22 protein-coding genes and 1 tRNA gene are annotated in these 22,564 nt (G+C 61.1%); 20 read left to right on the top strand and 3 right to left on the bottom strand.

The window, feature by feature from the left end:
- Positions 1-9 precede the first annotated feature (9 nt).
- Entirely contained in the window at positions 10-780 is a 771-nt protein-coding gene (locus AC1DT3_RS00115) for an enoyl-CoA hydratase-related protein (RefSeq protein WP_477463180.1), read from the bottom strand.
- A gap of 177 nt (positions 781-957) precedes the next feature.
- Between AC1DT3_RS00115 and AC1DT3_RS00110 the strand changes: the two genes are divergently transcribed.
- From AC1DT3_RS00110 to AC1DT3_RS00090, 5 genes are all read left to right on the top strand, one after another.
- Positions 958-1,887: an HpcH/HpaI aldolase/citrate lyase family protein gene (locus AC1DT3_RS00110; protein ID WP_477463179.1), complete on the top strand. Its 930-nt coding sequence runs from the start codon at positions 958-960 to the stop codon at positions 1,885-1,887.
- 18 nt (positions 1,888-1,905) lie between these two features.
- Positions 1,906-2,958, top strand: coding sequence for a MaoC family dehydratase (locus tag AC1DT3_RS00105; RefSeq protein WP_477463178.1), 1,053 nt, complete (start codon positions 1,906-1,908; stop codon positions 2,956-2,958).
- Between the two features lie 17 nt (positions 2,959-2,975).
- Complete coding sequence (locus AC1DT3_RS00100; protein ID WP_477463177.1) at positions 2,976-4,013, top strand: MBL fold metallo-hydrolase; 1,038 nt, start codon at positions 2,976-2,978, stop codon at positions 4,011-4,013.
- A 310-nt stretch (positions 4,014-4,323) separates the two neighbouring features.
- On the top strand, positions 4,324-4,644 hold the full coding sequence (locus AC1DT3_RS00095; RefSeq protein ID WP_477463176.1) for a hypothetical protein: 321 nt from the start codon (positions 4,324-4,326) through the stop codon (positions 4,642-4,644).
- 383 nt (positions 4,645-5,027) lie between these two features.
- On the top strand, positions 5,028-7,379 hold the full coding sequence (locus AC1DT3_RS00090; RefSeq protein WP_477463175.1) for a cadherin domain-containing protein: 2,352 nt from the start codon (positions 5,028-5,030) through the stop codon (positions 7,377-7,379).
- A 990-nt stretch (positions 7,380-8,369) separates the two neighbouring features.
- Here the strand turns inward: AC1DT3_RS00090 and AC1DT3_RS00085 are convergent.
- Positions 8,370-8,445: transfer RNA gene (locus AC1DT3_RS00085), tRNA-Ala, on the bottom strand.
- 176 nt (positions 8,446-8,621) lie between these two features.
- Here AC1DT3_RS00085 and AC1DT3_RS00080 point away from each other — a divergent pair.
- From AC1DT3_RS00080 to folD, 3 genes are read left to right on the top strand one after another with little or no spacing between them, the layout of a single operon-like run.
- The gene (locus AC1DT3_RS00080) at positions 8,622-8,912 is read left to right on the top strand and encodes a YggT family protein (protein ID WP_477463211.1); all 291 of its coding nucleotides are present in this window, start codon (positions 8,622-8,624) and stop codon (positions 8,910-8,912) included.
- A 7-nt stretch (positions 8,913-8,919) separates the two neighbouring features.
- Positions 8,920-9,243 (top strand): DUF167 family protein, encoded by a 324-nt coding sequence (locus AC1DT3_RS00075; protein ID WP_477463174.1) that lies wholly within the window; start codon positions 8,920-8,922, stop codon positions 9,241-9,243.
- A complete protein-coding gene (folD, locus tag AC1DT3_RS00070) occupies positions 9,240-10,148 on the top strand; it encodes a bifunctional methylenetetrahydrofolate dehydrogenase/methenyltetrahydrofolate cyclohydrolase FolD (RefSeq protein WP_477463173.1) in 909 nt (302 codons plus the stop codon). The genes AC1DT3_RS00075 and folD overlap by 4 nt, the downstream gene beginning before the upstream one ends.
- A 3-nt stretch (positions 10,149-10,151) precedes the next feature.
- Here folD and AC1DT3_RS00065 read toward each other — a convergent pair whose 3' ends face one another.
- Positions 10,152-11,045, bottom strand: a complete 894-nt coding sequence (locus AC1DT3_RS00065; protein WP_477463172.1) for a LysR substrate-binding domain-containing protein — start codon at positions 11,043-11,045, stop codon at positions 10,152-10,154.
- Between the two features lie 206 nt (positions 11,046-11,251).
- On the opposite strand from AC1DT3_RS00065, the gene sdhC reads away from it, so the two are divergent.
- From sdhC to sucD, 12 genes are all read left to right on the top strand, one after another.
- The gene (gene sdhC, locus AC1DT3_RS00060) at positions 11,252-11,647 is read left to right on the top strand and encodes a succinate dehydrogenase, cytochrome b556 subunit (protein ID WP_477463171.1); all 396 of its coding nucleotides are present in this window, start codon (positions 11,252-11,254) and stop codon (positions 11,645-11,647) included.
- Positions 11,648-11,661: 14 nt separating this feature from the next.
- Entirely contained in the window at positions 11,662-12,066 is a 405-nt protein-coding gene (gene sdhD, locus AC1DT3_RS00055; RefSeq protein WP_477463170.1) for a succinate dehydrogenase, hydrophobic membrane anchor protein, read from the top strand.
- Positions 12,067-12,078: 12 nt separating this feature from the next.
- Complete coding sequence (gene sdhA, locus AC1DT3_RS00050) at positions 12,079-13,887, top strand: succinate dehydrogenase flavoprotein subunit (RefSeq protein WP_477463168.1); 1,809 nt, start codon at positions 12,079-12,081, stop codon at positions 13,885-13,887.
- Between the two features lie 35 nt (positions 13,888-13,922).
- Complete coding sequence (locus tag AC1DT3_RS00045; RefSeq protein ID WP_477463167.1) at positions 13,923-14,888, top strand: class I SAM-dependent methyltransferase; 966 nt, start codon at positions 13,923-13,925, stop codon at positions 14,886-14,888.
- Positions 14,889-14,942: 54 nt separating this feature from the next.
- Positions 14,943-15,722, top strand: coding sequence for a succinate dehydrogenase iron-sulfur subunit (locus AC1DT3_RS00040; RefSeq protein ID WP_477463166.1), 780 nt, complete (start codon positions 14,943-14,945; stop codon positions 15,720-15,722).
- Positions 15,723-15,904: 182 nt separating this feature from the next.
- A complete protein-coding gene (locus AC1DT3_RS00035; protein WP_477463165.1) occupies positions 15,905-16,468 on the top strand; it encodes an AprI/Inh family metalloprotease inhibitor in 564 nt (187 codons plus the stop codon).
- 42 nt (positions 16,469-16,510) lie between these two features.
- Entirely contained in the window at positions 16,511-17,707 is a 1,197-nt protein-coding gene (gene zapE / locus AC1DT3_RS00030) for a cell division protein ZapE (RefSeq protein ID WP_477463164.1), read from the top strand.
- 50 nt (positions 17,708-17,757) lie between these two features.
- On the top strand, positions 17,758-18,513 hold the full coding sequence (locus AC1DT3_RS00025; protein ID WP_477463163.1) for a DUF1003 domain-containing protein: 756 nt from the start codon (positions 17,758-17,760) through the stop codon (positions 18,511-18,513).
- Positions 18,510-19,133 (top strand): TetR/AcrR family transcriptional regulator, encoded by a 624-nt coding sequence (locus tag AC1DT3_RS00020; RefSeq protein ID WP_477463162.1) that lies wholly within the window; start codon positions 18,510-18,512, stop codon positions 19,131-19,133. The genes AC1DT3_RS00025 and AC1DT3_RS00020 overlap by 4 nt, the downstream gene beginning before the upstream one ends.
- 222 nt (positions 19,134-19,355) lie before the next feature.
- The gene (mdh, locus tag AC1DT3_RS00015) at positions 19,356-20,318 is read left to right on the top strand and encodes a malate dehydrogenase (protein ID WP_477463161.1); all 963 of its coding nucleotides are present in this window, start codon (positions 19,356-19,358) and stop codon (positions 20,316-20,318) included.
- A 102-nt stretch (positions 20,319-20,420) separates the two neighbouring features.
- Positions 20,421-21,620, top strand: a complete 1,200-nt coding sequence (gene sucC, locus AC1DT3_RS00010) for an ADP-forming succinate--CoA ligase subunit beta (RefSeq protein ID WP_477463160.1) — start codon at positions 20,421-20,423, stop codon at positions 21,618-21,620.
- 9 nt (positions 21,621-21,629) lie between these two features.
- Positions 21,630-22,514 carry a succinate--CoA ligase subunit alpha gene (sucD, locus tag AC1DT3_RS00005; protein WP_477463159.1) on the top strand — a complete coding sequence of 295 codons (885 nt, stop codon included), beginning with the start codon at positions 21,630-21,632 and terminating at the stop codon, positions 22,512-22,514.
- Positions 22,515-22,564 lie beyond the last annotated feature (50 nt).

Below are 22,564 nucleotides of genomic sequence, written 5' to 3'. Positions count from 1 at the left end.
GTGGCCGGTTCAGGTGCCGGTAAAAGTCGCGGTTCTCTTCTCCAGGAAGGCGGTCATCGCCTCTCGCTTGTCGTTGGAATCAAACAGCAGATAAGCGGCGCGTCGCTCGAGCATCAGTGCCGTATCGAGCGGCGCATCGAGCCCCGCGTGCAAAACCTGTTTGATCTCGGCGACCGCAAGCGGAGGCATGGCGGCGATATCGCGAGCGATTGCAATCGCCTCCGAAACGGTATCCTCGTCCGACGTGAGCTTGCTCACCAGTCCGGCCTCGTAGGCCTCACGCGCCGTCATGAACTGCCCGGTCAGGAGCATCAACATCGCGCGGTAGCGGCCGATCGCCCGCGCCAGCCGCTGGGTCCCACCGGCGCCGGGCATGATGCCCAATTTCACCTCCGGCTGCCCAAATCGCGCACTTTCACCGGCGACGATGATGTCTGCGTGCATCGCGAGCTCGCATCCCCCGCCCAAGGCATAGCCGTTGACGGCCGCGATAACGGGTTTGGGACAATGGCGGATCGCGCCCCAATTGAGATCGTCCCCACGTGTCATCATTTCTCCTGGTCCGATTTCGACCATCGAGCGAATGTCGGCGCCAGCCGCGAACGCCTTTGCGTCACCGGTGAGGACGATAGCGCGGATATCGCTTGCCTCGGAAAGAGCGGTGAAATGGCTCCGCAACTCCGCGCGCAGTTCGGGGCTGAGGGCATTGCGGGCCTCGGGGCGGTTGAGCCGCAGAAGCGCCACATGCTGCGCTGGATGTTCGAGGATCACCAGTGACATGATGTGTTGTCCTGCGCCGACTGATTCGTGGCGCTGCCAAAAAGGGGTTTACGTGCCAACATTCTAACGATAGTTAGATTATAGGGAAGAAAATCGCCGCGTCAAAATCCGCATTCCGGAGACGGTTCGAACGCGTCTCGATCGAGATGGGCGCGTTGCTGCGTGRGGGAGAGAAAGATGATCGCAAGATCGCAAAGATTGCGCCGTTGCCAGCTTGCGGTTCCCGGGTCGAGCGACAAGATGATGGCCAAGGCGGCCACACTTGGCGCCGACCATGTCTTCCTCGATCTCGAGGATGCCGTGGCGCCCGCCGCGAAAGTTCCTGCCCGCGACCAGATCGTCCAGGCGCTCAACACGCTGGACTGGGGGCGTAGCGTCCGCTGCGTGCGCATCAACGATCTCGACACACATTACGCCTACGAGGACATCATTTCGGTCGTCGAAGGTGCGGGCGAGAACCTCGACACCATCATGGTGCCGAAAGTGAAATCCGCCTGCGATGTACGCTTCGTCGACCGCCTGCTATCGCAGATCGAAGGAAAGCTCGGATTGCGCCGCCGCATCGGCATCGAAGTCCTCATCGAGGAGGCCGAGGCCATTATGCGAGTCGAGGAAATCGCCGGAGCGTCCAACCGGCTCGAGGCGCTGATCTTCGGCATGGGCGATTACTCTGCTTCCCAGGGGATCGATCCGCGGGCGATATCCGGCGATACGGGCTATCCGGGCGATATCTGGCATTACGCCCGCTACAAAATGATCGTCGCGGCGCGGACCTATGGGCTCGACGCCGTCGATGGGCCATTCGTCAATTTCAAGGATCAGGACTATTTCCGGACCGAGTGCATACGCGCGCTGCAGCTCGGAGCGGTCGGGAAATGGGCGATCCACCCGAGCCAGGTCGCGATCGCCCAGGAGGCGTTCAGCCCTTCGCAGACGGAGGTCGATCGTGCCTACAAGGCCGTCGCCGCTTACCGCGAAGCCCAGCAGCAGGGCCTCGGCGCCATCCAGGTCGACGGGCAAATGGTCGATGTCGCGACCGTGCGTCTCGTCCAGCGCATCATCGAGCGAGCCGAACGCGCCGGCATCAAGCCGACGCCTGGCCTCTGATCGGCCATGACCTCCCCCATGACCAAGGCTTCCAAAGGCAATTTCTTTGAAGACTTCCGGCTCGGCCAGGAGATCGTGCACGCCGTGCCCCGCACGATCACGACGGGTGACGTCTCGCTCTACTCGGCACTCTACGGCATGCGTTTCGCCATGCAGTCGTCGGATGCTTTTGCGCAAACCTGCGGCTTCGCTCGTGCGCCGATCGACAATCTCCTGCTCTTTCATGTCATCTTCGGCAAGACCGTTCCCGATGTCTCGCTGAACGCGGTCGCCAATCTCGGCTACGCCGAGTGCCGTTTTCTCGCCCCCGCCTGGCCGGGGGACAGCTTCACGGCGCGTAGCGAGGTCATTGGTCTGCGTGAGAACGCCAACGGCAAAACCGGCATCGTTTACGTTCGTTCGACCGGCATCAACCAGCATGGCGTCGCGGTGTTGAGCTTCGTGCGCTGGGTCATGGTGAACAAACGCGACGCCTCCGCTCCTGCACCGGAGACGGTGGTGCCCGAACTCGCGTCGGAAGTGGCCGGTCACACGATCGCAATTCCCAAAGGGCTCGATTTCAACGGGTACGCCCCAACGCTTGCCGGAAGCCCGCATCTGTTCGACGACTACGTCGTAGGTGAGCGCATCGATCATGTGGACGGCATGACGATCGAGGAAGCGGAACACCAGATCGCGACGCGCCTGTATCAGAACACGGCCAAGGGCCATTTCGACGCCGTTCTGCAAGCCAGCAGCCGTTTTGGGAGACGAATTGTCTACGGCGGCCACATCATCTCGCTCGCGCGTTCTTTGTCGTTCAACGGCCTCGCCAATGGCTGCATGTTGGCCTCCGTCAACGGTGGACGGCACATCAATCCGGCTGCCGCCGGCGACACGATCTATTGCTGGTCCGAAATACTGGAGAAGCATGCATTTGCAGGGCGTGCCGACATCGGCGCACTCCGCGTCCGTACGATCGCCACCAAGGATATGGGGTGCGCGTCGTATCCGGAACCAGGCGGTGATGGAGAGCCTGCCGTGCTCCTCGACCTCGACTACTGGCTGCTCATGCCCCGCAACCCCGCGTGACCGATCGGATCCGATTCATGGCTGCAAGAACCAGCAGGCTCGAATTTCCCTGGAACGCACCGCCTGGCAAGGGCGAAGTGACGGAGATCGCTCCGGGCTTGCTCTGGGCCCGCCTGCCCCTGCCGTTCAGGCTCGATCACGTCAACGTCTGGCTGCTCGAGGAGGACAACGGATGGACCGTGATCGATACCGGCTGTGCGACGCCGGAACTGTTCGACGTTTGGGAGACGTTGCTGGCGGGCCCGATGCGGGGTCTGCCGGTTCTTCGTGTCGTTGCGACACACGGGCACGTGGATCATATCGGCCTCTCCGGATGGCTGGTCGAGCGCTTCGGGGCCGATTTCGTCGGTACGTTCGCCGAATGGATATGGGCCCGTGTCACGCATATGCATGACGTGCCCAATTCGAGCGCGACGCACCATTCCTATCTGATCAAGCACGGCTTCGACGAATCGATCGCAGCGCGGATGGTGAAGAGCCGGAATCGGTTCATCGATCTCTCCGGGCCGATCCCCGGTGCGATCTCCGAGATTCGTGAAGGCGGCACCGTTCAGTTCGGTCGTCGCGACTGGCGCGTGATCGTCACGCGTGGACATGCGTTCGAGCATGCTTCGTTCTACGATCCCGCATCCGGCATTCTGATCGCGGGAGACCATCTCCTGCCAAAAATTTCGCCGGTCATCGCCGTCTACGAAATGACACCGGCGGCCGATCCTCTCGCGGACTACCTCGCGTCATTTCCGCAATTCGCCGACATTCCCTCGCAGACGCTCGTACTGCCCTCGCACGGCATGCCTTATCGCGGCATCCACGAGCGCATCGAGGAACTGCGCGACCATCACCGCAAACGTCTCGATGCGACCGCGGAGTTTCTCACCGCGCCGCGAACCGCGCTCGATCTGTCGCGGGCGATGTTTCCGCATATCGAGGGACCGGACAACATCGGCTTCGCGCTCGGCGAGACGCTGGCGCATATCAACTATCTGGTCAACGACGGCGTCGTGCATGAGGATCGCGACGCGAGCGGGCGCGCAATTTTCACGACACGCTCCTGATCCGTCGCACGATGCAATCGAAGGCGATGAGGAAGTTAGCTCCCTTCAAAGGCATCTCTGCCTTCGCCGTCTCATATCGAATCTTATTCCCGCCAGCGGCGAGGTTAGCCCGCGCTAGATATGGTCCAACGCCGCGGCCCCCGCGTGCTTTTCTCGTGAAAATAGACTGAAGAGGCTACCGATCTTCTCCGGATCAACACCGGGACCACTATCTGAAATGACTGCCTCGCCGCCTATTATGTCGAGAATGATCCGACGTTCACCCTCGGATTGCGCGCCTACCCAGTAGATGCTGTTGTTCACGAGATTGATGAAGTCGGCGAGCGCCAACCGAGCCAATCAGGACACGATCACCGATTTCAAGGTGGTGGACGACACCATCCATCTGGCGAAATCAGCCTTCACGAAACTGTCGAAGAAGAACGTGCTGAAGGCGGACGAGTTCTATGCCGGCACTAAGGCGCACGACCGCGACGACCGCATCATCTACGACAAGAAAAAGGGCGCGCTGTACTACGGATACCGACGGCACCGGCGCGCAGGCCCAGATCCAGATCGCGACGCTGACCAAGAACCTCAAGATGACCTACAAGGACTTCTTCGTTATCTAGATCTGATTGCACTGACGTAGATCGGCTCCCGTCTTGGCTCGCTGCCTTTCCCGACGGCGAGCCGGATCCGCTGCTCTGAGAAATGCTTGGATTAGAAATGCGAGGCGATACTTCCAGACCCTCTCCTCACCAAGCGAGGGCTTTTTCTGGCCCGTGTGTGCTATCAAACGCTGCGCCAATCTGACCGCCCGAACCTATCCGTTCGACGAGGGCCGGCAGCCGGTGGCGGCTGCCATAAGGTCATCACCGAATTCCCTGATGGAAGAATCGACTGACTATGGCTGATTATCGCAAAGCGACGAACTGGGCGCGACTGAACGGGTTGGCTACTCCTACGTTAAAAGGCAGTGAAGGAGACGATTCCCTCGACGCACACCCGATCGAGTCCACTAAGATCTTTGGCTTGGGTGGCAAGGATGCCCTGAAAGGATTCCTTGGTAACGATTCTCTTTATGGCGGAGCAGACGACGATATCCTGCGGGGCGGAGATGGAAGCGATCACCTCTGGGGTGGTACCGGAGGAGACTCCCTCTACGGTGACGCCGGTTTCGACTATGTGCATTACGATGAAGCCGTTGATCGCGTCACCGTCAATCTGGTGGAATGGACCCAAAACCGCGGTGAAGCCAAGGGCGATTGGTTCTATTCGATCGAAGGCATTATCGGTTCAAATTTCGACGACACGCTGATCGGCAATAGCGAAGGAAATCATCTCGAAGGCGGCAAGGGTGAAGACATCTTGGTGGGCGGGGCCGGTGCAGACACGCTGTTCGGCGGCGAGGGCACCGGGGATATGGCGAACTATGCGGACAGTGGCGAGGCCGTAACCGTTTATCTTGCCGCGGCGCAGAGCAAGGACAACAAAGGCGATGCCGCCGGCGACACCTATTTCGACATCGAGAACGTCGCCGGCTCCAGTCACGGGGATTTGCTGGTCGGTGACGATCAGAACAACACGCTCTATGGCCTCGGCTCCAATGATACTCTGCAGGGCGGCGCGGGCCACGACACGCTCGACGGTGGCCATGCCGACGACGATCTGAAGGGTGACGCTGGCAGAGATTTGCTCATAGGCGACTTCGGCAATGACATCCTGAACGGTGGCGCGGACAACGACCGCCTCGAAGGCAGCGATGGGGACGACATTCTGATCGGCGGCGCCGGCGCAGATGTGCTGATTGGCGGCAACGGCCTAGGTGACATGGCCAACTACTCCAGCAGCGCCCAACGCGTAACGGTTTATCTGGCTGCGGCTCAGAGCAAGGACAATGCCGGCGATGCTGCCGGCGACACTTATGAAGGCATCGAAAACCTTGCTGGTTCGGAAGCCGACGATATCCTTGTCGGTGACGATCAGAACAACGTCATCTACGGTCTTGGCTCCGGAGATGTGCTGCGCGGGGGCGGAGGCGATGATCGGCTCGAAGGTGGTGACGGGGATGACATCCTGATTGGCGGCGCCGGTGCGGATGCACTGGTCGGCGGCAAAGGCGCCGGTGACATGGCCAACTATTCCAGCAGCACCACGGGGGTAACTGTCTATCTCGTCGCGACGCAGAGCAGCGACAACAAAGGCGACGCTGCCGGCGATAGTTATGATGGCATCGAGAATCTGGCCGGCTCCGAGCATGTGGATCTGCTCGTGGGCGATGATCTGGCCAACGTAATTTTCGGCCTTAGCTCTAACGATGTACTGCGTGGCGACGGGGGTAATGACCGGCTCGAGGGTGGCGCAAATKACGATGTGGCTGTCTTCCGGGGTAAATTCGCGGATTACAAAATCGAGCGCGGCGCGGACACGACTGCGGTAGTGACCGATACGAAGGCCGGACGCGACGGCATCGACACCCTTGTCGAAGTCGAGACTCTGCAGTTCGCCGATCTGACATTCCGGTTCGATAATCATGCCCCGACCGAGCTTCGGATCTCTGCCAATCAGATCGGTGAAAATGCCCTGGCGACCCAAGTGGTGGGCTATATCAGCGCCTCCGACCTAGATGTCGGAGACAAGATCTTCTACAGCCTCGATTCCACTGACGGTCCTTTCAAGATCGACGGCAACGCGATTGTCCTCACGGGTCCGCTCGATTACGAGACCAAAACTAGCCACACGCTCACCGTCAAGGCCTGGAACGGTTATGGCGAGAGCGCGACCCAGACCTTCACCATCAATGTACTTGATGTGGCGGAGGCCAATGATCCGAACAACCCGAATAATCCGAACAACCCGAATAATCCGAATAATCCGAATAACCCTGATATGCCCCTGACCCTGCGCGGCACGTCGAAGAACGACGTGCTGCGGGGCCGCAACGCCAACGATGTCCTGTATGGCGAGAAGGGTAACGACAAGCTCTATGGCGGAGCAGGCAACGACAAGCTCTATGGCCGTGCGGGCAAGGACACGCTGGACGGCGGCGACGGTCAGGACATCTTCGTGTTCGACACCAAGCTCTCGAAGTCGTCGAAAGTGAACAAGGCCAACCAGGACAAGATCGTGGATTTCATCGTCAAGGATGACACGATCCATCTGAAGAAAAGCGTGTTCACCAAGATGGCGAAGAAGGGCGTGATCAAGTCGGGCGAGTTCTACCAAGGCGTGAAGGCGCATGATCGCGACGATCACATTATCTACAACAAGAAGACGGGCGCATTGTACTACGATGCCGACGGCACGGGCGCAGCGGCGCAGGTGCAGATCGCGATGCTGAACAAGAACCTCAAGATGACCTACAAGGATTTCTTCGTTGTCTAAACCAGATGGCCGAAGATCAGGGAGAGCGACAGCGCCTGAACCTGTGATCTCATCATGGAGTTCTGCTGGTTTGCCTGGCGGGGCTATTGCGCGATCTCGAGTCTTAGCAGCGAGACGATTGCGCCAACCGCAAGCTTTGGCTCGCCTTAGGTCAGCTCAGAACTCATGTATGCTGACGCGATCTCTGCTCGCCGCCCAAGGTGGTATTGCGCTGCGGAATGGCTCGCAATCGGCTGGAGCCTCACCTCCGAGCAGATGACCAAGCTCGACGTCGCCAGCGATGTCACAGCGCCGTACCCCTACTTTCCTTATCGGCGACAGGACCTTATCGGCGACAGGAAGGCTTCGCCCGGCTCAACCCTCCGATCATCTAAGGCCGGTCCCTTTGTCCGAACAAAGAGATGCTCCAATCGTCGTGCTCGATAGCAATGCCCCTGCGCTCAATCTATTGCGCAGGTGGCGCCATAAATTTCTGCCAATGTGCTACCGCTACCAAGGTAATCCGCTATTCCTTATTGCAGAAGCGGCAGCTCGCGGGAGTGCGTCAAGGGTTTCGCTTGCACAGGCGTCAATGGCCGGTGGCGCTAAGTTAGCCAAGTCAGATCTACGCCCTCTGGCAAGCCCAGCGATTGGTCTTCAAAGTGCTGTAGCTGCAGCCGGAGCTCAATTGATCCAATCTGCTTAGTCTATGGAGCATGAGCCTCAGGTCATAAAAGGATGCGGCCATGGCGCACAAGTTGCATCCTGAAGATCAAAGATCGTAAATAAAGAAAGGCAGTCTCTACCATATGCAAACAAGTCTCTAGCTTGAACAAGGTTCGCTATCGGAAATTCCATGCGAGAGACCTGAGACAAGGGCATGTAGAGGTAATGTAAATCGCCAAAAAGGCGCCGATAAATGTCTCTAATAAAGAGGCGTCAACTATAAATATGCGCAATTCGGCGGTTATGAAATCGATTTATATTTGTTTATATGAATATATGACTGCTTGGTGGAGCTGAGGGGAATCGAACCCCTGACCTCTGCAGTGCGATTGCAGCGCTCTCCCATCTGAGCTACAGCCCCGGTCCGGTCGAAGACCAAGCGGCGAACTTTTAGGCCTCCGGGCTTTCTTCTGTCAATTGGCGTCCCCGGCGGGCCCGGTACTTTTTGGCGCAAAGCTTAGCCTCAGCGCGGCTTGCCGGGTTGTTCCCATCGTTCAGGAACGCTACATGACGAGCGCCGATCCTGATGAGTATTCCATGCGCGCGCTGCTCGACATCATTCTCCTCGCCCTGCAACTTTACACTTGGCTCATCGTCGCATCGGCGATTCTGAGCTGGCTCGTGGCTTTCAATGTGGTCAACATCCGCAACGATCTGGTGCGTTCGATCTGGACCTTCCTGAACGCGGTGACCGAGCCGGTCCTGCGGCCGATCCGGAATATCCTGCCCAATCTCGGCGGGGTCGATATTTCGCCTATCATTCTGATCTTCATCATCTTTTTCATTGAGAGACTGATCCAGGACTATCTCATGCCGGTGGCCTTTTAAGAGCGCCATGGACGGGGTGCCCTGGCTCATCCGACAGGATAGCCTCGGCCTGCGGGTGCGCGTCACGCCGCGCGGCGGGCGCGACGCCATCGAGGGCGTGGAGCATCTGTCCGACGGATCGAGCGTACTGAAGGTCCGGGTGCGGGCCGCGCCCGAGGATGGGGCGGCCAATGCCAGCGTCCGCAAGCTTCTCGCCAAGGCGGCCGGGGTGCCGGTTTCCGCCGTCGACCTCGCTACGGGAGCGACGGCCCGCATCAAGTTTTTCACCATCACCGGCGAGCCACAGGCCTTGGCCGACAGGCTTGTCGCTTTGACAGGACACACGCCATGAGCGCGACCATCATCGACGGAAAAGCTTACGCCGCTGGGCTTCGGACACGAATTGCGGATGCGGTCGCCAATCTGGCCGGGCAGGGCGTGACCCCGGGTCTCGCGGTGGTACTCGTGGGGGAAGATCCGGCGAGCGAAATCTATGTGCGCCACAAGGGGCGGCAGACCGTCGAAGTCGGCATGCGCTCGTTCTCGCATGAACTGCCGGCTTCGGCTAGCGAGGCAGAGGTCTTGGCTCTCGTCGACAGGCTCAATCGGGATCCGGACGTCGACGGTATTCTCGTTCAATTGCCGCTACCCAAGCATATCGACACGCAGAAGGTGATCGAGGCCATCGATCCGGACAAGGACGTGGACGGCTTCCATCCGATCAACGCCGGCCGCCTGATGACCGGCGTACCGGGTTTCGTCTCCTGCACGCCGCTTGGATGCCTGCTCCTGTTGAAGTCCGTGCGTAAGGATCTCGCAGGCCTCGACGCGGTCGTCGTCGGGCGCTCCAATATCGTCGGCAAGCCGATGGGCCAATTGCTGCTGGCGCAGAGCTGCACCGTGACCATGGCGCATTCCCGCACCAAGGATCTCGCCGCGCTCTGCCGCCGTGCGGATATCCTGGTGGCGGCCGTCGGCCGACCGGACATGATCCGGGGCGATTGGGTGAAGCCGGGGGCGATCGTCATCGATGTGGGCATCAACCGGGTGCCAAACCCAGTCGCTGGCGAAGGCAAGACGCGGGTCGTCGGCGATGTCGCCTTCAGCGAGGCGGTCGACGTCGCGTCCGCCATCACACCCGTGCCGGGTGGGGTCGGGCCGATGACCATCGCCTGCCTGCTGCGCAACACCCTCGAAGCCGCCTGCCGCCGGCGCGGCTTGCCGATGCCCGCCGTCGATTTTTCCGCGCAGCCTTAGGGGCTAGGCGTCCGGTTGCTTGCGCAGGTGGTCGACCAGTTGCCGTGCCGAAGGCGCGAGTTCGCTGGCGGCGCGGACGCATAGCGTGAGGTCTCGCGGCGCCCAGGAATCAGCCAGATCGATGGCCGTGATCGCCATGATGCGGGCCGCTCGCTGGGCGGTCGTCTGCGGCACGATGCCGAGCCCAACGCCGGCTTCCACCATGCGGCAGACCGCATCGAAGCTGCGCAGCTGAACGCGCAGACGTAAGGGTTTCCCGCTGCGACCGGCCTTGTCGGTGAGGAATCGCTGCAGCGCGCTCGCCCGGTCGAGGCCGACGAAATCGTGGCCGAGCACATCCGCGAATGAGAGGCTGTCGCGCTTGGCGAGGGGATGGCCGGTCGGGACGACGAGGACGAACCGATCGCTCCGGAACGGATAGGTTTCCAGCAATCCGGTATCGACCGTTCCCGCGACGATGCCGATGTCGCCGACGCCTTCGGCGATCAGCCCGACGATCTCGTCGCTGAGCCGCTCCTCCAGATCGACGCTGACCTGGGGATGCTTGGCGAGAAAGGCGCCCAGCGCCTCCGGCAGGAACTCGGTGAGGGCGTTGGTGTTGGACAGGACCCGGATCTGGCCGGCGAGCCCTCCCGCAAACGAGCCGAGATCCTCCCGCAGGCGCTCGGCCTGAGCGAGCATGGCCCGGGCATGCTGCAGCAGCGTACGTCCCGCCGCCGTCGGCGTCACGCCGAGCCGGGTCCGGGTGAGAAGCGACGCGCCAAGGGACTTTTCCAGATTGCGGATGCGGGTGCTGGCCGCGGCGAGGGCAAGATGGGCCCGCTCGGCGCCGTGGGTGATGCTGCCTGCCTCCACAACGTGGCGGAACAGGCTGAGATCGGTGAGATCGAAGATCATGATGCGATCCTTCGTCAAATGCGAAGGCTAATGAGAATAATTACAAATTGCGTCCCCTGCCATCCTAGATCAAACTTCGCCGCTGACGAAGTGTGTCGTGCGTAATCGTCTCTTGCAGAAGATGCATTGCGGTGTCGCCGCGCTTCCGATACGAACCCTTCTAAAGTACAGGCGGCACCTTCCTCGCCGCTTCTGGAGCGAACGCCATGGCTGAGGCGAAATCGACCCCGCGGCCCCTTTCCCCGCATCTGCAAATCTATCGCTGGACCTGGACCATGGCGATGTCGGTGGTCCATCGCGCCACTGGAACGGCGCTCTATTTCGGGTTTGCGCTGTTCGCGATCTGGCTCGTGGCGTTGGCGACGGGCCCGCGTGCCTTCGAGGCTGTGCAATGGTTCTTCGGATCCCCGCTCGGGCTCTTGATCCTGTTCGGCTACACCTGGGTGCTCATGCACCACATGCTCGGCGGCATCCGCCATTTCGTGTGGGATTTCGGCTACGGCATGGAGCCCGGCACGCGCATCAGCATGGCCCGCTTCACGCTCATCGCCTCGATCCTCCTCACGGTGGCGATCTGGGTCGTCGCATTCATTCTGTTCTGACGGGGAGTAGAACCATGGCTGATAAGAAAACCTCCATGCGCACGCCGCTCTCCCGCGTGCGAGGTCTCGGTGCGTCCGGGCACGGGGTCGAGCATTGGTGGCTGCAGCGCGTCACCGCGGCGGCGAATGTGCCTCTGATCATCGGTTTCGTGATCATCGTGGCCTCGCTTGCGGGAAGTTCCTACGCGGAAGCGATGGACATCGTCTCCCATCCGCTCGTCGCCCTCGTCCTCATCCTGGCGGTCGTCTCGGTCGCCAACCACATGCGTCTCGGCATGCAGGTCATCATCGAGGATTACGTCAACGACAATGGCCTTCGGATCGTCGCGGTGATCGCGAACAATTTTTACGCAGCGGTGGTCGCGGCGGCCTGTCTTTACGCGATTCTCAAGGTCAGCCTCGGGCGGATCCTGCTTTAAGGAGCTTCAACAATGGCCCAAGGAACGAACGGCAAGTCCTACACGATCATCGATCATACGTTCGACGTCGTGGTTGTCGGCGCCGGCGGCGCGGGCTTGCGCGCGACGGTCGGCTGCTCGCAGGCCGGACTTCGCACCGCCTGCATCACGAAGGTTTTTCCGACCCGCTCCCACACGGTCGCGGCTCAGGGCGGCATCTCCGCATCGCTCGGCAATATGGGTCCGGACGATTGGCGCTGGCACATGTACGACACCGTGAAGGGGTCGGACTGGCTCGGCGATCAGGATGCCATCGAGTACCTGTGCCGCAATGCGCCTGCCGCCGTGTACGAGCTCGAGCATTGGGGCGTGCCGTTCTCGCGCACCGCCGAGGGCAAGATCTACCAGCGTCCGTTCGGCGGCATGACGACGGATTACGGCAAGGGAACTGCGCAGCGCACTTGCGCCGCCGCCGACCGAACCGGGCATGCGATCTTGCATACCCTCTATGGTCAGGCCGTGCGCGCCCAGACCAACTTCTTCATCGAGTACTTCGCCCTCGATCTGATGATGAACGACGAAGGCCGTTGCATCGGGATCGTGGCCATCGACATGGCGACCGGCGAAATCCATCGTTTCCGGTCCCACATGACGATCCTCGCCACGGGCGGTTACGGACGCGCCTATTTTTCCGCGACCTCCGCTCACACCTGCACCGGCGACGGCAACGCCATGGTCTTGCGCGCCGGCCTGCCGCTGCAGGACATGGAATTCGTGCAGTTTCATCCGACCGGCATCTACGGCGCGGGTTGCCTCATCACCGAGGGAGCGCGCGGCGAGGGCGGCTATCTCACCAACTCCGCCGGCGAGCGCTTCATGGAGCGCTATGCGCCATCGGCGAAGGATCTCGCGTCCCGCGACGTGGTTTCACGCGCGATGACCATGGAGATTCGCGCCGGGCGCGGCGTCGGCAAGAACACCGACCACATCTACCTCCATCTCGACCATCTCGATCCCAAGATTCTTCACGAGCGTCTGCCCGGTATTTCGGAAAGCGCCAAGATTTTCGCGGGCGTCGACGTGACGAAGGAGCCGATCCCGGTATTGCCCACCGTCCACTACAACATGGGCGGCATTCCGACGAATTATCACGGTGAAGTGCTGACCTTGAAGGACGGCAATCCGGACACGGTGGTGCCCGGCCTGATGGCGCTTGGCGAAGCGGCCTGCGTGTCGGTGCATGGCGCCAACCGTCTGGGCTCGAACTCGCTCATCGATCTCGTGGTGTTCGGCCGCGCCGCCGGTTTGCGCTGTGCCGAGATCATGACGCCGAACGAAAAGCACACCGATCTGCCGAAAGGCGCCGACGAACTCTCGCTGTCGCGCCTCGACAAGTTCCGCTATGCCAACGGCTCGACGCCGACCGCGGAGTTGCGACTGGAAATGCAGAAGACCATGCAGAACAACTGCGCGGTTTTCCGCACCGGAGACGTGCTCGCGGAAGGCAAGGAGCTGATCCACAAGGTGTGGAACGGCGCGAGCGACATCCGCGTCACCGATCGTTCGTTGATCTGGAATTCGGATCTGATCGAGACGCTGGAGTTCGACAACCTGATCGGTCAGGCCGTCGTCACCATGGAAGGCGCGCTCAACCGTCAGGAATCGCGCGGCGCGCATGCCCGCGAGGATTTCCCTGATCGTGACGACAAAACCTGGATGAAGCACACGCTGTCCTGGCTCGACGACATCTCTCACAAAGCGACGCTCGATTATCGCCCGGTGCATACCTACACGATGTCGAACGAGATCCAATACATCGAGCCCAAGGCGCGTGTTTACTAGCCGTCCGCTCTCAGCCTTCAGGTTATCGAGGTCACATGATCAGTCGTGACGAAGTCATTTCAGCCTACCGTTTTCTTCTCGGGCGAGAGCCTGAGAACGACGAGGTCGTGAACGGCTGGATGCAGGCCGAGAATACGGACGTGCTGCGCCAGGAGTTCATGTCGGGCAAGGAATTTCGATCCAAGCTCGATTCTGGGCAATTCCACGCCAACGTGGTTCGGGTCGGTCGCCATCTCTATGGCCCCCGCATGAACATGGATCTCAACATCACGCCGGCGCAGCTCGACCAGATGCTCGCGGAAGTGGCTTCGACCTGGGGGCAGTTCGGTGAGACCGAGCCGCATTGGTCGGTCGTGACCGACGACAAGTTCAAGCAGGAGCACATCAAGAACTCGGAGGACGAGTTCTATCAGACCGCAGTGCTCGAACTTCGCATGATCCGCACCTATTTCGAGCGAAACGGCGAGGACATGAGTTCGATCAAGACGGCGGTCGAGCTCGGTTGCGGCGTCGGCCGCGTCACGGCGCAGTTGGCGAGAGCCTTTCCGACAGTCATCGGCGTTGACGTGTCGGCGGCTCACCTTGCCATTGCCAAGCGCTACTTCGACAAGAAGGGCATCGCCAATGCGGCATTCGTCCGTCTGGCGCGCGTCGACGATATCGATGCGCTGCCGGCCTTCGACTTCTTCTATTCGGCCATCGCCCTGCAGCACAGCCCGCCGCCGATCATCGATGCGCTGCTCCGGCGCGTGATGGAAAGGACGAATCCGGGCGGATACCTGCTGTTCCAAATTCCGACCTACCGCGAGGGTTACGCCTTCAACTTCGCCGATTACAGCAAGAATGCGCATCGTGACATGGAGATGCATCCGCTACCGCAGCGGCGTGTCTTCGAGCTCATGCGGCGGCATGAATTCAATTTGATCGAAGTGCAGGAAGACAACATGCCGAACGACACGGCATTCGCCTCGCACACGTTTTTCGCACGACGGACTCTCTGATGGGCAATCCGCGAGGACCTGCTCTCAAATCTCTTGCAGAATGGGACGCCTGAAATGGCCGAATTCACCCTCCCCAAGAACTCCCGCTACAGTGAAGGCAAGACTTGGCCGAAGCCTGCGGGATCGAATGTCACGGCTTTCCGCATCTATCGCTGGAATCCGGACGACGGTCAGAACCCGCGCATCGACACCTACTACGTTGATCGGGACGATTGCGGGCCGATGGTGCTCGACGCGCTCATCTGGATCAAGAATACGGTCGATTCGACCCTGACTTTCCGCCGCTCCTGTCGCGAAGGCATCTGTGGTTCCTGCGCCATGAACATCATGGGGCAGAATACGCTCGCCTGTACGTTGGGGATCGACGAATGCCACTCGGACACGGTGAAGCTCTATCCGCTGCCGCATATGCCCGTGGTGAAGGATCTGGTGCCGGACCTGACGACATTCTATGCCCAGCACGCCTCGGTCGAGCCCTGGCTGCATACTCAGACGCCCGAACCCGAGAAGGAATGGCGCCAGTCGCCCGAGGATCGTCAGAAGCTCGACGGCCTCTACGAGTGCATTCTGTGCGCGTGCTGCACGACGTCCTGCCCGAGCTATTGGTGGAACGGCGATCGCTTCCTCGGCCCCGCGGCTCTGTTGCAGGCCTATCGTTGGCTGATCGACAGCCGTGACGAATCGACGGGTGAGCGCCTCGACGATCTCCATGATCCGTTCAAGCTCTATCGCTGCCACACGATCATGAATTGCGCCAACGCCTGCCCGAAGGGGTTGAACCCGGCCAAGGCCATTGCCGAGATCAAGAAGATGATGGTCGAACGGACCGTGTGAGGCGCCGCCGCCACACCTTTGCGAAAAGGCGCCTTCGGGCGCCTTTTTTCGTTGTCTGTTCGGCCAGGCGCGTGCGGCTCAGGCCCGGTTCAGGTATTGATTCATAAAGAAGAAACGAGATCTGGGAACGCAAACGGGAAATTCGCATTTCCCTGCCTAAGGTCAAGCATACGGGGACAACCATGACACGGTCGATTGGATTGATGGGAGCGGCTTTGCTCGCGACGTTTGCCCTTGGGGCATGTTCTTCGTCGCGGTTTGGCGGCAGCGAACCCATCCGCGCTGCCAATGCCGCACCGGCAATGACCCCCGTCGAGGCGGTTCCCTCGGCGCCGATCGAGTCGGCTCCTCTACCGCCGGTGGAGGGGCAGGCGCTGCCGCCGCTCGGCGCCACCGCGCCCGCGCCCGGAACGGACATTGCCGCCCTGCCGCCGCAAGTCGCAGCGCCCGCGGCGCCGACGGCAGCCCCGAGCCGCACGGCGATGGTCGGCTCATGGACGGCCCGCGACACGTCCGGCAACTGCAAGATTCAATTGTCCAGTTCGCCCTCGCTGGATCTCTATCGGGCATCGACGTCGGGCTGTTCCAATCAGGATCTGTCGAAGGTCAATGCCTGGGATTATCGGTCAGGCGAGATCTATCTCTATCAGACCGGCGGCGCGGTCGCTGCGCGCCTGCGCGGATCGTCGAGCGCCCTGAGCGGTGTGTTGAGCAAATCGGGCGCGCCCTTGTCCCTTTCGCGATAAGGCATTTGCACGGATGCGAATCCGGGGATATCGGTCACAACCGTGACTGACGCCTCGCTCTCCCAAACCGAAACAGTCCTCGCTCGCTACGACACCCTCGTCGCGTCGGGGTCTGTCGAACGCGACCCGGCGCAACTGGCGCTGATCGATAAGCTCGATGCCCTGGCACGCGCCCTGAGCGAGCATCGCATCGTTCGCCGACCGAGCGCACTCGGGCGCCTGTTCGGTCGTCGCGAGCCGCCACCTCCGCCCAAGGGTCTTTATGTCTGGGGTTCCGTCGGCCGCGGCAAGACCATGCTGATGGATCTGTTCTTCGACACGTTGCCGGTGGTTCGCAAGCGGCGCGTTCATTTCCACGCCTTCATGGCCGATGTGCACGAGCGCATCCACGCCTGGCGATCACAGCTGAAGGAAGGCAAGGTCCGAGGCGACGACCCGATCAAGCCGGTCGCGGAAGCGCTTGCGCAGGAGGCCTGGGTCCTCTGTTTCGATGAGTTCACGGTGACCGATATTGCCGACGCCATGATTCTCGGGCGCCTTTTTACCGCGCTTTTCGCGCAGGGCGTCGTTGTCGTCGCAACTTCGAACGTCGAGCCCGACCGGCTCTATGAAGGAGGGCTCAATCGGACGCTGTTTCTTCCCTTCATCGCGTTGCTGACGGAGCGCATGGAGGTGGTGCGCCTCGATTCCCGCACAGACTTCCGGCTCGAGAAGCTGGCGGGCGCGCCGGTCTTCCACACGCCTGCAGGCGAGGCGGCCCATCGGGCCCTGGGTGACGCCTTCCGCCGTTTGACGGGGCGTATCAAGGGCGGGGCGCAGACACTGATGGTGAAGGGTCACCCGGTCGACGTGCCGGACGCGGCGCACGGAGTCGCGCGCTTCACATTCGCCGATCTCTGCTCGAAACCGCTCGGCGCATCGGACTATCTCACCATAGCCGAGCGCTTCCACACAGTGATCCTGGAGAACATCCCGCGGCTGACATACGAGCGACGCAACGAGGCCAAGCGTTTCATCATTCTGGTCGATGCCCTCTATGATGCCCATGTGAAGCTCCTGGCCTCGGCAGAGGCGGAAGTCACGGAGCTCTACCAAGCCGATACCGGGCGCGAGGCCTTCGAGTTCGATCGTACCGTCTCCCGGCTCATCGAGATGCGTTCGGAAGAATACCTGTCTCTCCCTCACGGGCGCCCGGATTCGGCCGATTCCGGCAAAACCACGGGCCTCGTCGAGACGTGATCTTCTGGCGGGGCTTGAGCTAGAGTGACGTCGACGAGACGGAGATGGTCATGACCCAGCCGCCCGCATCACAATCGCTGCCCGACCGCGGTGGGCGAAACAATCGCCGAAAGACCGGAATTTGCATCGCGACCGGGCGTGAGTTTCCCCTGCACGATCTTTTTCCAGTGTCGCTTCTCAAGCCCATCCTGGCGGACAAATTGCGTGCGCAGATCGGTGAGTACCCGCCCGACGCGATGATCTCCCGCGGAGAAATGGACCGGCTTCGAACCGCCCATATCGCCGACCTCCTGAAGGAAGAGCGCGGCGAGTTGAGCGGTCTCGAAACGGACGTGCTCGAGAGTCTCTCCCGCCATGAAATTCTCGCCGACAATATTGAAAGCGGACTCGACGTCCGCCGGACATTGGGCGAGCGCTTGTCCGACAATTTGGCGTATTTCGGCGGTAGCTGGACATTTCTCATCATGTTTGGCGTCGTCCTCGCGCTTTGGATCCTGTGGAACGCCGCTCAAAGCGGCGCCGGCTTCGATCCCTTTCCCTTCATCCTGCTCAATCTTCTTCTGTCCTGCATCGCCGCGGTGCAGGCCCCGATCATCATGATGAGCCAACGGCGCCAGGAGGCGAAAGACCGGGAGCGCTCCCTCAACGATTACCGGATCAACCTGAAAGCTGAGCTCGAGATCCGACATCTGCACGAGAAGATCGATCATATCCTGACCCGGCAATGGGAACGGCTCGCCGAGATGCAGGAGGTTCAGATTGAGCTCTTGCAGGAAATTCAGGGCCGGGCACCGAAAGCCAAATGACAATGATGATGGCCCCGTCGCCCGTTTCGTCCGAATCCGTCGATGCACGTCTCTTGTCGATCGCCGCGGAGCAGTTGCGAGTTCTCGGCGCCGGTGGCGTGACCGTTGTGGGAGTGGCGCAAGCGGCCGGCATGACCCACGCCAACGTCTATCGCTACTTCTCGTCCAAAGCGGCGCTGATCGACGCGGTCGTGGCGCGCTGGCTGAGAACCCTCGAAGCCAACGTGGCCGAAATTGCGGATTCGCCCGATCCGGCCGACGACAAACTGGAGCGACTGATCCTTGCCATCGCCCAGGAGCATCGCGAGCTCCTGCACCGGGACCGGCACCTCTTCGATGTGCTGGTCACCGCGACCGAGACGTCGCGCGCTGTGGTTCGCAAGCACCGGAACCGGATCCGAAAATGGATGGAGCAGGTGGTGGACGAGGGGATGGCAACGGCGAAGTTCGATCCGCGAGACCGGGAGCGGGCCCTGGCCTTTCTCAGCGACGCCATCTACCGCTTCATCAATCCCTTGGCGGTGAGGCTTGACTTCGACGTTCCCGCCGACATCCTCGACCGCCGACTCGCGGCGATGATCCGGGTCGTCTTGCGGGCTCTCGCCAATGGTAGCGTATAGTTTAGTTACAGAATTTGAAAAATGTAACAAGGCACGTCTGGCGCTGTTAACTCACTGAAAAACATCATCAATCATGAAAGGTCACGCTTCCTCTGATAGGGTGCTCGCCAGCAAACGCTTACGCGTTAACCTTTTGCTGGCTTGATGGAGACCCATTTCTGAGTCAAAGAGCCGGCCATTCCTCAAGGCTTTTCGGCCTTGCCCACAATCAAGGACATCTTCATGGCTCGTCATAAGATCGCGCTTATCGGCGCTGGCCAGATCGGCGGCACGCTCGCCCATCTCGTCGGCTTGAAGGAACTCGGCGACATCGTTTTGTTCGACATCGCCGAAGGCGTTCCCCAGGGCAAGGGTCTCGACATTGCCGAATCCGCCCCAGTCGACGGGTTCGACGCCAAGTACAAGGGCGCGAACGATTATGCCGATATCGCGGGTTCCGATGTGATCATCGTGACCGCCGGCGTCCCTCGTAAGCCGGGCATGAGCCGAGACGACCTTCTCGGCATCAACCTGAAGGTGATGGAAGCGGTCGGAAACGGCATCAAAAAATACGCTCCGAACGCCTTCGTGATCTGCATCACCAACCCGCTCGATGCGATGGTGTGGGCGCTGCAAAAGTTTTCGGGCCTGAAGCCCGAGAAGATCGTCGGCATGGCCGGCGTGCTCGACTCGGCCCGCTTCCGCCATTTCCTCGCTGAAGAATTCAATGTGTCGGTGAAGGACGTGACGGCCTTCGTTCTCGGCGGCCACGGTGACGACATGGTGCCGCTGGTCCGCTACTCGACCGTCGCCGGCATCCCGCTCCCAGATCTCGTCAAGATGGGCTGGACCACGCAGGAAAAGCTCGACGCCATGGTCGAGCGCACCCGCAAGGGCGGCGGCGAGATCGTCAACCTGCTCAAGACCGGTTCGGCCTTCTACGCCCCGGCGGCGTCCGCCATCTCGATGGCTGAGAGCTACCTCAAGGACAAGAAGCGCGTTCTGCCTTGCGCCGCTCATCTGAACGGTCAGTACGGCGTCAAGGACATGTTCGTCGGCGTGCCGATCGTCATCGGTGCGAAGGGCGTCGAGCGAATCGTCGAAGTCTCGTTCACCGGCGAGGAGAAGGCGATGTTCGACAAGTCGCTCGCCTCGGTGCAGGGCCTCGTCGACGCCTGCAAGCAGATCAATCCGGCTTTGAAATAGGAAGTGAATGGTGAGAGGCGAATGGGAGCCATATCCCGGCGCTACCAGCCGACCACCATTCGCCATTTGCCATTCACCATTCGCCATTGAGGGCGCAGATAAATGAATATCCATGAATACCAAGGCAAGGCCGTCCTGAAGGAATTCGGCCTGCCGGTTTCCAAGGGCAAGGCCATCTTCTCGGCCAACGAGGCGGAAGCCGCGGCCAAGGAACTCGGCGGACCGCTCTGGGTCGTCAAATCGCAGATCCACGCGGGCGGTCGCGGCAAGGGCAAGTTCAAGGAAGCCGCTGCTGGTGAGAAGGGCGGCGTTCGTCTCGCCAAGTCCATCGACGAAGTGAAGCAATTTGCGCAGCAGATGCTGGGCAACACGCTCGTCACGATCCAGACCGGCGAGGCCGGCAAGCAGGTCAATCGCCTCTAYATCGAAGACGGTTCGGATATCGAGCGCGAGCTCTATCTCTCCATGCTCGTCGATCGCGCCACCGGCCGCGTCGCGTTCGTGGTCTCCACCGAAGGCGGCATGGACATCGAGCAGGTCGCGCACGACACGCCCGAAAAGATTCTGACCTTCTCGATCGATCCCGCGACCGGCGTCATGCCGCATCATGGCCGCACGGTTGCCAAGGCACTCGGCCTTGAAGGCTCGCTCGCGAAGGAAGCCGGCGACGTGGTGACGAAGCTCTACACGGCCTTCATCGCGAAGGACATGGAGATGCTCGAGATCAACCCGCTGATCGTCACGAACGACGGGCATCTCAAGTGCCTCGACGCCAAGATCTCGTTCGACGGCAACGCGCTCTATCGCCATCCGGACATCGTCGAACTCCGCGACATCACGGAAGAAGACGAGAAGGAAATCGAGGCGTCGAAATACGACCTCGCCTACATCGCGCTCGATGGCACCATCGGCTGCATGGTCAACGGCGCCGGCCTCGCCATGGCGACGCTCGACATCATCAAGCTCTACGGCGAAGAGCCGGCGAACTTCCTGGACGTCGGCGGCGGCGCTTCGGAAGAGAAGGTGACGGCGGCGTTCAAGATCATCACCGCCGATCCGAACGTGAAGGGCATCCTCGTCAATATCTTCGGCGGCATCATGAAGTGCGACGTGATCGCGCGCGGCGTGATTGCGGCGGTGAAGACCGTCGGCCTGCAGGTTCCGCTGGTCGTGCGCCTGGAAGGTACCAACGTTGAAGAAGGCAAGAAGATCATCCGCGAATCCGGCTTGAACGTGATCCCGGCGGACGATCTCGACGACGCGGCGCAGAAGATCGTGGCTGCCGTTCGCGGCGGAAAGTAAGAGGCTCAGATGTCCATTCTCATCGACAAGAACACCAAGGTCATCTGCCAGGGCTTCACCGGCAAGAACGGCACCTTCCACTCCGAGCAGGCGATCGCCTACGGCACCAAGATGGTCGGTGGCACGTCGCCCGGCAAAGGCGGCTCGACGCATCTGAATCTTCCGGTCTTCGATACGGTGGCGGAAGCGCGCGACAAGACCGGCGCCGACGCATCGGTGGTCTATGTTCCGCCTCCGGGTGCGGCAGACGCCATCTGCGAAGCGATTCAGGCCGAAATCCCCCTCATCGTCTGCATCACGGAGGGCATCCCGGTGCTCGACATGGTGCGCGTGAAGCGCGCGCTGGAAGGCTCCAAGTCGCGTCTCATCGGCCCGAACTGCCCCGGCATTGTGACGGCAGGTGAATCGAAGATCGGCATCATGCCGGCCAACATCTTCAAGCCCGGTTCGGTCGGCATCGTGTCGCGGTCCGGTACGCTCACCTATGAGGCCGTGTTCCAGACCACCAACGAGGGCCTCGGCCAGACGAGCGCAGTCGGCATCGGCGGCGATCCGGTCAAGGGCACGGAGTTCATCGACATCCTCGACATGTTCCTCTCCGACCCGAAGACCACTTCGATCGTAATGATCGGCGAGATCGGCGGATCGGCGGAAGAAGAGGCTGCGGAATTCATCGCCCGTGAGGCACGCAAGGGCCGCAAGAAGCCGATGGTCGGCTTCATCGCGGGCCGCACGGCTCCTCCCGGCCGTCGGATGGGCCATGCCGGTGCGATCATCTCGGGCGGCAAGGGTGGCGCGGAAGACAAGATCGCCGCCATGGAGGCCGCGGGCATCCGCGTGTCGCCATCTCCGGCGCGCCTCGGAAAAACCTTGGTTGAGGTTCTGAAAGGCTGACAAGCCGCACGCCGCCCCGGAGTGTCGGGGCGGCATTCGCATCATTGAAA

The sequence above is a fragment of the Microvirga sp. P4_G7 genome (assembly GCF_056401005.1).
Note: the sequence above shows the minus strand (reverse complement) of the source record. Positions and strands in the feature narration are given on the sequence as shown.

What these genes read in the sequence shown, in the direction of transcription:
- AC1DT3_RS00115 (WP_477463180.1), bottom strand. Translation starts at nt 780, where the DNA reads ATGTCACTGGTGATCCTCGAACATCCAGCGCAGCATGTGGCGCTTCTG.
- AC1DT3_RS00110 (WP_477463179.1), top strand. Translation starts at nt 958, where the DNA reads ATGATCGCAAGATCGCAAAGATTGCGCCGTTGCCAGCTTGCGGTTCCC.
- AC1DT3_RS00105 (WP_477463178.1), top strand. Translation starts at nt 1,906, where the DNA reads ATGACCAAGGCTTCCAAAGGCAATTTCTTTGAAGACTTCCGGCTCGGC.
- AC1DT3_RS00100 (WP_477463177.1), top strand. Translation starts at nt 2,976, where the DNA reads ATGGCTGCAAGAACCAGCAGGCTCGAATTTCCCTGGAACGCACCGCCT.
- AC1DT3_RS00095 (WP_477463176.1), top strand. Translation starts at nt 4,324, where the DNA reads ATGAAGTCGGCGAGCGCCAACCGAGCCAATCAGGACACGATCACCGAT.
- AC1DT3_RS00080 (WP_477463211.1), top strand. Translation starts at nt 8,622, where the DNA reads ATGCGCGCGCTGCTCGACATCATTCTCCTCGCCCTGCAACTTTACACT.
- AC1DT3_RS00075 (WP_477463174.1), top strand. Translation starts at nt 8,920, where the DNA reads ATGGACGGGGTGCCCTGGCTCATCCGACAGGATAGCCTCGGCCTGCGG.
- folD (WP_477463173.1), top strand. Translation starts at nt 9,240, where the DNA reads ATGAGCGCGACCATCATCGACGGAAAAGCTTACGCCGCTGGGCTTCGG.
- AC1DT3_RS00065 (WP_477463172.1), bottom strand. Translation starts at nt 11,045, where the DNA reads ATGATCTTCGATCTCACCGATCTCAGCCTGTTCCGCCACGTTGTGGAG.
- sdhC (WP_477463171.1), top strand. Translation starts at nt 11,252, where the DNA reads ATGGCTGAGGCGAAATCGACCCCGCGGCCCCTTTCCCCGCATCTGCAA.
- sdhD (WP_477463170.1), top strand. Translation starts at nt 11,662, where the DNA reads ATGGCTGATAAGAAAACCTCCATGCGCACGCCGCTCTCCCGCGTGCGA.
- sdhA (WP_477463168.1), top strand. Translation starts at nt 12,079, where the DNA reads ATGGCCCAAGGAACGAACGGCAAGTCCTACACGATCATCGATCATACG.
- AC1DT3_RS00045 (WP_477463167.1), top strand. Translation starts at nt 13,923, where the DNA reads ATGATCAGTCGTGACGAAGTCATTTCAGCCTACCGTTTTCTTCTCGGG.
- AC1DT3_RS00040 (WP_477463166.1), top strand. Translation starts at nt 14,943, where the DNA reads ATGGCCGAATTCACCCTCCCCAAGAACTCCCGCTACAGTGAAGGCAAG.
- AC1DT3_RS00035 (WP_477463165.1), top strand. Translation starts at nt 15,905, where the DNA reads ATGACACGGTCGATTGGATTGATGGGAGCGGCTTTGCTCGCGACGTTT.
- AC1DT3_RS00025 (WP_477463163.1), top strand. Translation starts at nt 17,758, where the DNA reads ATGACCCAGCCGCCCGCATCACAATCGCTGCCCGACCGCGGTGGGCGA.
- AC1DT3_RS00020 (WP_477463162.1), top strand. Translation starts at nt 18,510, where the DNA reads ATGACAATGATGATGGCCCCGTCGCCCGTTTCGTCCGAATCCGTCGAT.
- mdh (WP_477463161.1), top strand. Translation starts at nt 19,356, where the DNA reads ATGGCTCGTCATAAGATCGCGCTTATCGGCGCTGGCCAGATCGGCGGC.
- sucD (WP_477463159.1), top strand. Translation starts at nt 21,630, where the DNA reads ATGTCCATTCTCATCGACAAGAACACCAAGGTCATCTGCCAGGGCTTC.